The organism is Megamonas sp. Calf98-2 (genome assembly GCF_900110235.1).
Taxonomy (GTDB): domain Bacteria; phylum Bacillota; class Negativicutes; order Selenomonadales; family Selenomonadaceae; genus Megamonas; species Megamonas funiformis.
This window is the reverse complement of record NZ_FOCY01000043.1, coordinates 1-12,077: the sequence shown is the minus strand read 5'-3', so window position 1 is coordinate 12,077 and position 12,077 is coordinate 1. Positions and strand designations below refer to the sequence as shown.

Sequence of the window (12,077 nt, the reverse complement as noted above, 5' to 3'; positions counted from 1 at the left end):
GATTTATTTTTCTTTCATGAGCAAGAAAAGTAACAAAAGAACTCTACCTCCCGATATCAATTTTACTTTGTCAATTATAAAATTATGTCTATAACGCTCTAAACTCGCGTTGCTCAAACAGTAGAGCTAAAACCATAGCCATAATTTTATCCTTGCCAATAGCCTACGGCTACCGTAAAATTCGCTAACGTGAGGGAGATTTGGTTATTATTTTTATTTACAAATAATTTGTTATTTCTTCCGCATTATAAAATTTAGCGGTAATCGCATGATTATTGAAAAAAATTATCATTGAATACGGTTTTTGCTTAACTGTCTGAGCGGAGCGAGTTTTAAGCATTGTATGAAATGATAATATTTTTCAAAGCTAAAATTTTATCTGCGGTGGCTTTCTTTGGTTCGTTTCTTTGCCATCAAAGAAATGAACATAATATATATTTTAGCATATTTTTTTAGAAGATATAAAATTTAATTTTAGGATAGAGGTGTATGGTTTGACTTCAAGAAGAATTATGTATTATTTACAGGCTTTTAAAATTTTAGCACTAGGATATTGGCGTTCTGAACAAAAATGGAAGGCTTATGGTATTTTAGCTGTTGTTTTAATTTTAAATTTAGCCAGTGTATTTTTGACGGTATTGATAAATGATTGGTATAAAGAATTTTGGGATGTATTGCAAGCGTATGAATTTGATAGTTTTTGGTATTTAGTGGGCAAATTTTCCTTGATTGCCGCTATTTATATAGCGATTGGCGTTTATTCTGTGTATTTGCAACAATTATTGCAGATAAAATGGCGTGAATGGCTCACTGATAAATATTTAGTGAGATGGATGGAAAATAGAGCTTATTATAAGTTGAAATTGATGGGAAAAGATATGGATAACCCGGATCAGCGTATTTCTGAGGATATTAATCAATTTGTAGCTTTGACTTTATCTTTGACGATTGGTCTTGTGCGTCAATTGATAACCTTGGTGGCATTTACTGTAATTTTATGGAATTTATCAGGAATTATGACTGTGCCTATTGGCAGTTATGAATTCACTATCTATGGTTATATGGTTTGGTTGTCTTTGGTATATTCTATCGTTGGTACGTATCTCACTCATAAGGTAGGTAAGGCACTTATCAATTTAAATTATGAACAGCAAAAATATGAAGCTGATTTCCGTTTTGCGATGATGCGTGTCAGAGAAAATACGGAATCGATTGCTTTTTATCGTGGTGAAAAGCCTGAGTTAGAAAATTTCTTGACTAGATTTAAGATTGTAATTGGCAATTTCCGCGATATTATGACTCGTCAAAAAATCTTAAATGGTTTTACATCTGGTTATGGTCAATTAGCAATTATCATTCCATTATTATTGGCTGCACCGCGTTGGTTTGCTAAAGAAGTACAAGTGGGCTGGATTATGCAAGTATCAAATGCTTTTGGACAGGTTCAAGGAGCAATGTCATATTTTGTAGATGCTTATACAACTATAGCACAGTGGTGCTCTGTAGTTCGCCGTTTAGATGGTTTTAATCGTCATGTCGGTGAAGCTTTGGATTTGAAATCTGATTTAATGATAGATAATGCTTCTAATATTACAGTCGGTATAGAAAATGTAGATGTTTTCCTTCCTAATAAAAATAAAGATATTTTAATCAAAGATTGTACAATTGATTTAATGAAATATCAATCTTTATTGATCATGGGTGCTTCTGGCGTGGGTAAATCAACTCTTTTAAGAACACTTGCAGGTCTTTGGCCTTATGCGAAAGGTAATGTTTATTTGCCAAAAGAAGAAGAATTTTTATTCTTACCACAAAGACCATATTTGCCACTTGGTAGCTTAAGACAGGCAATTTCTTATCCTGTAGTTGAAGAAGTAATCAGTGAAAAATATAGTGATGAAGAAATAAAAGAAATACTCATAGCTTGTAAGTTAGAAAATTTAGCAGATAAATTAGATATTGTTGATGATTGGAGCAGAATTTTATCTTTAGGTGAGCAACAAAGAATAGCTTTTGTGCGAATTTTATTATATAGACCAGAATTTGTATTTTTAGATGAAGCGACATCAGCACTTGATGAAGATTTAGAGGGCAATTTATATGATATGTTGAAAATTCATTTGCCAAATACGAAAATCATCAGCATTGCTCATCGCAGTAGTTTAATAGCAAAACATCAGGCTATCTTGAGATTGAAAGAGAAAGGTTGTTGGGAAATCCATGAATAATCAAGAATTAGAAGTAAAAATGGAAATAAAAGATGAAGCCCAAATAGAAAATATACGTGAATTTTTGCAAGAAAATAAAGATCAATCATGGCAACGTATAGATATGAAGGCTATTTATTATGATACGGAAGATAATTTCTATCAAAAACATAAAATTGCTTATCGTGTACGCTGTGAAAATGATTGTATCGTAGCAACGTACAAATCAGGAAAAGTAAACAGTGATGGTCTGTTTGAACGCGTGGAAATCAATAAAAAAGTAACAAAGTTGACACCAGATATAAATGTATTTGCTGAAGATAAAGATATTTGGTCATTGATTAAAACTACAAAGGATAAAAAATTTTTACCGATAGTAATAACAGATTTTGTGCGTGAGTGTATAGAGCTAACATGGTTGGACTCTAAGCTAGAAGTGGCTTTAGACCTTGGTTTTGTTCAAGGAAGAGAAAATAAAGCTCCTATTTGTGAAGTTGAAATTGAATTAAAACAAGGAAAAATTGAAGATTTATTATCTTTAAAAGATGAGTTGATTAAAAAATTTGGTTTACAAATTTCCGCGATAAGCAAATATAAAAAAGGGTTGATTTTAGCAGGACAAATTTAATGTCCTGCTTTTTTTATTATTTTTTTAAAAAATAATAAAAAAAGCAGGATTTACAAAATTTATATAGAATTGTAATACTGTCAAATGAAAATGTAACGAATTTTATTTATTTGAGAAGTTTTTATAAAAAAAGGAGTTGTGTAAATCTATTTAATCTAAATTTTATAAAATGTACGACAATTGTTAAGATTGTTAAGTTTTTATAAGTACTATGTTATGTTTGTGTAAATTTTAATAGTTTTTATAGATTAATTCCTGCATTTTTATCTAAATTGACAAGATGTGTAGACTATGTTTATTTTTTTCAGGAGGTTTTATATTATGAGAAAAACAGAATGCTTAGCCATGATATTGGCTGGTGGTCAAGGGAGTAGATTAGGAGCTTTAACTAAAAATATAGCTAAACCAGCTGTGCCATTTGGTGGAAAATATCGTATCATCGACTTTCCATTGAGTAACTGTGCAAATTCCGGCATTGAAACAGTAGGTGTACTTACTCAATATCGTCCACTAGAATTGCATACATACTTAGGTACTGGTGAAGCATGGAATCTTGACCGCAAAAATGGTGGTGTATATATTTTACCTCCATATGCTAGAGAAAAGGGTGCAGATTGGTATAAAGGTACAGCAGATGCAATTTACCAAAATATTAATTTCATCAATAAAGCTAATCCAGAATATGTTTTAATCTTATCTGGTGACCATATCTATACAATGGATTATGCTAAAATGATTGAAGCACATAAAATGAATAAAGCAGAAGCTACAATTGGTGTAATTAAAGTTCCAATGAAAGAAGCTTCTCGTTTTGGTATTATGAGCACAGATAAAGAAGGTCGTATTACTAAATTTGCCGAAAAACCTGCTAAACCAGAAAGCAATTTAGCTTCTATGGGTATTTATATCTTTAGCTGGAATTTCTTACGTGAATACTTAGAAAATGATGCTAAAGATGAAACTTCTAGTCATGACTTTGGTAAAAATATTATTCCAAAAATGTTAGCTGACCAAGCTAGATTATATTCCTATGCATTTGAAGGTTATTGGAAAGATGTAGGAACAATCGATAGCCTTTGGGAAGCAAACATGGATTTATTAAAAGAAAAACAACCATTTGAAATGAATGGTAAATGGAAAATTTATTCCGTGGATATGGCTATGCCACCTCATTATGTAGGACCAAAAGCTAAAATTAAAAATTCTCTTGTAAGTGAAGGTTCTATGATTTGCGGTGAAGTAAAAAATTCTGTTATATTCCCAGGTGTACGCATTGCTAAAGGTGCAAAAGTAAGCAATTCTGTAATTATGCCATTTGCAAAAATTGAAGCAGATGCTGTTGTTGAAAAAGCTATTGTAGCTCAAAATAGCAAAATTGAAGCAACTGCTCAAGTGGGTAGTGACGATGGCACTATTGTAGTAATTCCTGAAGGTGAAACTGTACGACCAATGGTTGTTTCCGATGCAACTGAAAATGTAAATGTGGGATAAAATAAGAGAGGGATATAATTATGAAAAATGTTCTCGGAATAATGGATTTATATGAAGACGATAAACAAATAAGAACACTTACAACAAAAAGACCTGTTGCAACATTACCTTTTGCAGGTCGTTATCGTTTATTAGACTTTGCTTTATCTAGCATGGTTAACTCTGGTATTACAAAAATTGGTATGATGATGCCAGCAAAATCTCGTTCTATCTTAGACCATCTTCGTTCTGGTAAAGACTGGGATTTAGCACGTCGTCATGATGGTTTATTCTATTTACCAGCTATAAAAATGGATAAAGATAGCCGTAATGGTAACTTACAGTCTTTCTATAGACATATGAGCTTTATCAGACAGTCTGAACAAGAATATGTATTAATCTGCAACAGCCGTTTTGTTTATAATATAGACTTTACTACAGCTCTTCGTTTCCATCAGAATACTGGTGCTGATATCACTATGGTTTACCATATTGAAAATAAAGAACGTCCAGACAATGCAACTATTTTACAGACTGGTGAAAATGGTCTTGTTACAGAAATTGCTAACCGTCCAGCTGTTTATGAAAATTCCAAAGTATTCATGGGTATTTATTTAATGTCCCGTAAAAAATTCATGGAAATCATATCTACAGCATATGAACGTGGTGGCTATGATTTCTTGATTGATGGTATTTTACGTCATCAGGATAATTTAAATATTTATGGCTTCCAACATGAAGGTTATGTATCTGAAATCTGCTCTACAAGTTCCTATTTCAAAACTAATATGGACTTGTTAGAACCAGAAATTTGGGAAGAATTATTCATGGGTTATAACCCAATCTATACAAGAGTTCGTGATGAAGCTCCTGTACAGTACAAAAAACAAGCAAAAGTTAATAATTCTTTAGTTGCAAATGGTTGCGTAATTGAAGGTTCTGTAGAAAACAGTATCTTATTCCGTGGTGTTAAAATCGGAAAAGGCGTTCAAGTTAAAAATAGCGTAATCATGCAGAATTGTGAATTACAAGATGATGCTCTAGTAGAAAATGTAATTTGCGATAAAAATGTAGTAGTATCCGATGGTAAATGGTTAAAAGGTGCTGAAAATTATCCATTGATCATTGAAAAAAATACAGTTATTTGATTAACAAAAGATAAGATATTAAAATAATATAGGTTAAAAAATATAGTAATTATAAATATATATAATATAAATTATATAATATAAAATATTAATATATAGGTTTTGGTTTTTTTAGAAATATAGAGTTTTTATTTCAGGGTAGTGCGATTAAGGTAAAAACTTATAGGGGGAAGTAATAGTGAGTGTAGGAATAATCAATAAGCAAATTGAAGAGAGAGCTTCATTACAGAAAAATTTCTTAAAAACAGCAAATATGTTATTTGGTAAAGATTGGAATGAATTAACTAAAGAAGAATTATATCAGACTTTAGTTAGAACAGTTCGTCAGTACATCAGTGAAAACTGGATTATGACTAATAAATACTATGAAGAAAATCAATGCAAAGAAGTATATTATTTTTCCATTGAATTCTTATTAGGTCGTCTATTAAATACAAACTTGATCAATCTTGATATGAAAGAAATCTGTAAAGAAGCCTTGAAAGACTTGAATATTGATATTACAGAACTCTTTAAACAGGAACCAGATGCAGGTTTAGGTAATGGTGGTCTTGGCCGTCTTGCTGCTTGCTTTATTGATTCTTTGGCTTCCTTAGGCCTTCCAGGTCATGGTTGTACTATCCGTTATCAATATGGTCTGTTTGAACAAAAAATAATAGATAATCAACAAGTTGAAATTCCTGATAATTGGCTTAAAAATGGTTTCGCTTGGGAATATCGCAAAGCTGACAAAGAAGTTGATGTTCATTTTGGCGGTAATGCTTATATGGCTCAACAAGAAGATGGTTCTTTAAAATTAGTTCATGAAGGATATAATACAGTTGCAGCTGTTCCTTATGATGTGCCAATCGTAGGTTACCACAATAATGTAGTAAATACTCTTCGTCTTTGGAATGCTGAAGTTCCTCAAGATTTTGCTTCTTTATCAGGTACTAGAGAACAGTTACAAGAAAGATTGCGTCAATCTTATCGTGTACAAGCAATCACTTCTTGCTTGTATCCAGAAGATAGCTCTTATGAAGGTAAAATGCTTCGTTTGACTCAAGAATATTTCTTTGTATCTGCAGGCGTTCAAAGTATTGTTCGTCATTATAAACGCCGTAAGGGTGATTTAAAAGATTTTGCGAAAAAAATTGCTATTCATATCAATGATACTCATCCAGCAATGGCAATTCCTGAACTTATGCGCGTACTCATTGACCAAGAAGGTATGGATTGGGATACTGCTTGGGATATCACTAAAAATACAGTAGCTTATACTAACCATACAATTATGCCAGAAGCATTAGAAACTTGGCCAAGTGATATGTTAAAAAATCTCGTACCACGTATTTACATGATCGTAGAAGAAATCAATGCACGCTTCTTAGAAGATGTTCGTAAACAATATCCAAATGATGAAGACCGTGTACGCAGAGTATCTATCATTCAAGATGGCGTAGTTCATATGGCTCGTCTTTCTGTTGTAGGTAGCCACAGCGTAAATGGTGTTGCTAAAATTCATAGCGATATCTTAAAGGCACATACTATGCGTGACTTTGATGAAATTTACCCAGGTAAATTCAATAATAAAACTAATGGTATTACACATCGTCGTTGGCTCATTGCTGCAAATCCACAGCTTTCTAGTTTAATAGATGAAGCTATTTCTGATAAATGGCGTAAAGACCCATCTCGTCTTATCGATTTATTAGATTATAAAGATGATACAGCATTCCTTGATAAATTAGCAGAAGTTAAAAAAGAACATAAAATTTATTTAGCTGGTCATATCAAACGTCGTAGTGGATTTACTATTGACCCTAATTCTTTATATGACATTCAAGTTAAACGTATTCATTCTTACAAACGTCAAATTATGAATATTTTACATGTAATGCATATCTATAATTTGATTAAAGCAAATCCATCTATTAAATCTGAAATGTTACCTCGTACTTATATGTTCGCAGGTAAAGCAGCTCCTGGTTACCATATCGCTAAAGAAACAATTCGCTTAATCAACAATGTAGCTAATATTGTTAATAACGATAAAGATGTAAACGATTGTTTACATGTAATATTCTTAGAAAACTATGGTGTTACTTTAGCAGAAAAATTATTCCCAGCAGCTGATGTTAGTGAACAGATTTCTCTTGCAGGTAAAGAAGCTTCCGGTACATCTAACATGAAATTCATGATGAACGGTGCTATCACACTTGGTACTTTAGATGGTGCTAACGTGGAAATCTGCGATGCAGTTGGAGAAGATAACTGCGTTATCTTTGGCTTAAAAGAACATGAAGTAATGGAATACTATAAAAATGGATTATATTCCGCATGGACTGAATATAATACAAATCCAGCAATTCACAATGTAGTTGATGAATTATTGACTGGTCCATTCGTAGGTAATGGTGATTTCCATGACTTACACAACTATTTATTCAATAGTAATGATGAATATTTCGTATTCAAAGACTTCAATTCTTATATTGATGCTCATGTAAAAATTAGAGGTAAATATCTCGACCGCTATGGTTGGTTGAAATCCAGCTTAATCAATATTGCACATTCTGGTATCTTCTCTAGTGATAGAACTATCAGCGAATATGCAAAAGATATCTGGAATGTAGAACCTATTAATTTATTAAAATAAATGACTCCAAAGGAGAACTAAAAATATGGAAGTATCCGCATTAAAAGATTTTGATTTGTATTTGTATCATCAAGGTACAAATTTCTATGCGTATCAAATGTTAGGAGCTCATTTTGTAGTAGAAGACGGAGTAGAAGGCGTACGCTTTGCTGTTTGGGCACCTCATGCTAAAGCCATAAGTGTAGTAGGAGATTTTAATAATTGGGATTACAATGAAAATCCAATGCAGAGAATTTCTGATGGTGAAATTTGGGTGACTTTTATTCCTAATTTACAGCAAGGTGAAATTTATAAATATTCTATAGAGCCATTCAATGGTGGAGAACGTTTCTTAAAAGCAGACCCTTATGCTTTTTATGCTGAAAAGAAACCAAAAACAGCTTCTCGCGTTTATGATTTATGCGGTTATGAATGGCATGATGAAAAATGGCAGAAAAAACAGCAACAAGAAGCTTCTTATGATAAACCTATGCTCATCTATGAAGTGCATTTAGGCTCTTGGCGTCATGATGCTGAAGGTAATTATTTAACTTATAGAGAAGCAGCAAAACAGCTCATCTCTTATGTTAAAGAAATGAATTATACTCATATTGAGTTTATGCCACTTTGTGAACATCCATTTGATGGTTCTTGGGGTTACCAAGCAACTGGTTATTATGCTGTAACTAGTCGTTATGGTGAACCAAAAGACTTCATGTATTTAGTAGATTTAGCTCATCAAAATGGTATTGCTGTAATCATGGACTGGGTTCCAGGACATTTCTGTAACGATGCTCATGGTCTTCGCCGTTTTGATGGTGAAACTTTATATGAATCTGATAATGAAAAACGCCGTGAAAATTGGCAATGGGGTACAACTAATTTCGACTATGGTCGTCGTGAAGTGCATAGCTTCTTAATTTCTAATGCTCTATTTTGGTTAAATGAATATCATATTGATGGGCTTAGAATTGATGCTGTAGCTAATATGTTGTATCTAAACTACGGTCGTGAAGAAGGTCAGTGGGAACCTAATAAATATGGTGACACTGGTAACCTTGAAGCTATGGAATTGATTAAAAATCTAAATGAAGCGATTTTCAAATATCATCCTAATGCTTTAATGATGGCAGAAGAATCTACATCATGGCCTATGATTTCTCGTCCAACTTATATGGGCGGTATGGGCTTTAACTATAAATGGAATATGGGCTGGATGAATGATATGCTCAAATATATGAGCCTTGATCCTATTTATCGTAAATGGAATCATGATAAAATTACATTCTCCTTGATGTATGCTTTCTCTGAAAACTTTGTATTGCCATTATCTCATGATGAAGTAGTTCATGGTAAATGCTCTTTAATTGAAAAAATGCCAGGCGATTATTGGCGTAAATTCGCTGGTCTTCGTTCCTTCTTTGGTTATTGGATGACTCACCCTGGTAAAAAATTATTATTCATGGGTGGCGAATTTGGTCAATTTATCGAATGGAAATATGATGATAGTCTTGATTGGCATTTAGCTGAATTGTATCCAATGCATACAAAAATGCAGAGATTCTCTAAAGAATTGAATAAATTCTATTGTGAACATAAAGCTTTATGGCAAGTAGACTTTGATTGGCGTGGTTTCCGCTGGATTGATTGTAACGATAATGAAAATAGCGTTATTTCCTTTATTCGTTATGCTGAAGACCAAGATGATTTCATCATTGTAGTATGTAACTTCACTCCAGAAGTGCGTCATGGTTACCGCATTGGTGTACCTGAAAAAGGTATTTATCAAGAAGTATTTAATACAGATAAAGAAGAATACGGTGGTTCTAATGTATTAAATGAAGGTGACTTTAAATCAGAAGATGTATTCTGGCATAATTTAAATCAATCTATTCAAATTACTTTACCACCACTTGGTACAGTATATTTCAGATTGAAATTGCGTCCTGTTGAAGCTAAAAAACAGACAGTGATTGAAGCTGAAAAACTAGAAAAGGTAAAACTTAATGGTAATAGATCAAAACAACGTCAAAAGGCTAAAGCTTATGCCTTGAAATAATTTAAGTTATAGCCCATATAATTTTTATTATATGGGCTATATATACAATCATAGAGGAAGGTCGTGTTATAGTGTTAAAAGTTTTATATGTAGCCTCAGAAGCTGTGCCTTTTGTAAAAACAGGCGGTCTTGCAGATGTAGCGGGTTCTTTACCTAAAGAATTAAAACAAAAAGGTGTAGATGTTCGTGTTGTTATACCAAAATACAGTGGTATAAAAGAAGAATATCGCAATAATATGGAACATATTTATGATGGTGAAATCAATGTTTCCTGGCGTAAAAAATATCTAGGTATTGATAGATACGATTATAAAGATGTACCATTTTATTTCATTGATAATCAGGAATATTTCTATCGTGAAGGATATTATGGTTATCCAGATGATGTAGAAAGATTTACTTTCTTCTGCAGAGCTGTTCTTGAAATGCTTCCTCATATTGATTTCTGGCCAGATGTTATTCATATGAATGATTGGCAAACTGGTTTAATTAGCGTTTATTTAAAACTCGAACATAATGAAGATGTACGCTATAACAAGATTAAAACAGTATATACTATTCACAATTTGAAATATCAAGGTCGTTTCTGGAAAGGATATTTACCAGATGTATTAGGTCTTGATTGGAAATGCTTCAACAATGGTGATTTGGAATACTTCGATGATATCAACTTCATGAAAGGTGCTATCGTATATTCTGATAAAGTTACTACTGTAAGTCGCAGTTATGCTAAAGAAATTCAAGATCCTTATTATGGTGAAGGTCTTGAAGGTATGCTTCAAAAACGTGATGCAGATTTATCTGGTATTATCAATGGTCTTGATTATGAAGATTATAATCCAGAAACTGATAAGTACATCTTTAAAAACTTTGATGTACATAATGCAATTGCTATCAAAGGTGATAATAAAGAACAACTTCAGAAAAAATTGGGCTTACCAGTAAATCGCAAAATTCCAATGATTGGTATGGTAACTCGTTTAGTTGAAGCTAAAGGTCTTGATTTAGTTACACGTATCTTAGATGAATTACTTGAATATGAAAATGTACAATTTGTAATCTTAGGTACAGGCGATAGACAATATGAAGACTGGTTCAAAGGTCTTGTATGGCGCTATCCGAAAAAAGTATCTGCTAATATCTTCTTTAATAATGAATTAGCACATCAAATTTATGCTGCAAGTGATTTATTCTTGATGCCATCTCAATATGAACCATGCGGTATTGGTCAGCTTATCGCTCTCCGTTATGGTACTGTGCCAATTGTACGTGCTACAGGTGGTTTAAAAGATACTGTTGAAGCATATAACAATTACACTCAAACTGGTAATGGCTTTAGCTTTAATAATTATAATGCACATGAATTATTATTCTCCATCAAACGTGCAATAGATGGTATTGCTGATGATAGAAAACATATTCATCTTGTAGAAAATGCTATGACTGCTGATTACAGTTGGGAAGAATCAGCTAAACAATATAAAGAATTGTATAATAGCTTAAAGGCTTAATAATTAGTTTAAAATAAAAATTTTATCGCTTAATACGATTTTTATAAAATTTTGCTTACTCAACAAAATAAGGTCTGTATTAAGCGATAATTATTTTATAGATGATTGAAGTTTTAATCAGGGGAGGCTTAAAGCTGTTATAAATAATATATAATTTTATATAAAAATCTATAAATTATTTAAAGATTATGATATGACACTATTGAGGTGATAATATGAAATATTACTCAATAGGAGAATTTGCAGACAAAATATGGAACAACAATTGAAATTATTGATAATACAGAGAGAACTGAAGAACAAGAGTTAGTAGAAGATTTAATTCAAATAGTTACTGTATTTAGTTGTAGACTTCAAGGAAAAAGAGCTAATAAAGCTAAAAAAATGATTAAGGAGTTAATAGAAGATGATACTTGCGAAAAAAGTTAGAATTTATC

At 32.2% G+C, this 12,077-nt stretch carries 7 protein-coding genes and 1 pseudogene; all 8 read left to right on the top strand.

Annotated elements, in window-relative coordinates:
• The first annotated feature begins 512 nt into the window (after positions 1 to 512).
• Positions 513 to 2,228, top strand: a complete 1,716-nt coding sequence (locus BMX03_RS10305; RefSeq protein ID WP_302939164.1) for an ABC transporter ATP-binding protein/permease — start codon at positions 513 to 515, stop codon at positions 2,226 to 2,228.
• Complete coding sequence (locus tag BMX03_RS10300) at positions 2,221 to 2,835, top strand: CYTH domain-containing protein (RefSeq protein WP_091695251.1); 615 nt, start codon at positions 2,221 to 2,223, stop codon at positions 2,833 to 2,835. Before BMX03_RS10305 ends, BMX03_RS10300 begins: the two co-directional genes overlap by 8 nt.
• A gap of 321 nt (positions 2,836 to 3,156) precedes the next feature.
• Positions 3,157 to 4,326 carry a glucose-1-phosphate adenylyltransferase gene (locus BMX03_RS10295; RefSeq protein ID WP_015561732.1) on the top strand — a complete coding sequence of 390 codons (1,170 nt, stop codon included), beginning with the start codon at positions 3,157 to 3,159 and terminating at the stop codon, positions 4,324 to 4,326.
• Positions 4,327 to 4,346: 20 nt separating this feature from the next.
• Positions 4,347 to 5,453: a glucose-1-phosphate adenylyltransferase subunit GlgD gene (glgD, locus tag BMX03_RS10290; protein ID WP_015561731.1), complete on the top strand. Its 1,107-nt coding sequence runs from the start codon at positions 4,347 to 4,349 to the stop codon at positions 5,451 to 5,453.
• A 178-nt stretch (positions 5,454 to 5,631) separates the two neighbouring features.
• Positions 5,632 to 8,091 (top strand): glycogen/starch/alpha-glucan phosphorylase, encoded by a 2,460-nt coding sequence (locus tag BMX03_RS10285; protein ID WP_022228567.1) that lies wholly within the window; start codon positions 5,632 to 5,634, stop codon positions 8,089 to 8,091.
• 25 nt (positions 8,092 to 8,116) lie between these two features.
• A complete protein-coding gene (gene glgB, locus BMX03_RS10280; protein WP_091695248.1) occupies positions 8,117 to 10,129 on the top strand; it encodes a 1,4-alpha-glucan branching protein GlgB in 2,013 nt (670 codons plus the stop codon).
• Positions 10,130 to 10,200: 71 nt separating this feature from the next.
• Positions 10,201 to 11,640: a glycogen synthase GlgA gene (gene glgA / locus BMX03_RS10275; RefSeq protein WP_008539607.1), complete on the top strand. Its 1,440-nt coding sequence runs from the start codon at positions 10,201 to 10,203 to the stop codon at positions 11,638 to 11,640.
• Positions 11,641 to 11,874: 234 nt separating this feature from the next.
• Positions 11,875 to 12,069: pseudogene (locus BMX03_RS10270) on the top strand (IS607 family transposase); the annotation flags it as partial.
• Positions 12,070 to 12,077: the final 8 nt, after the last annotated feature.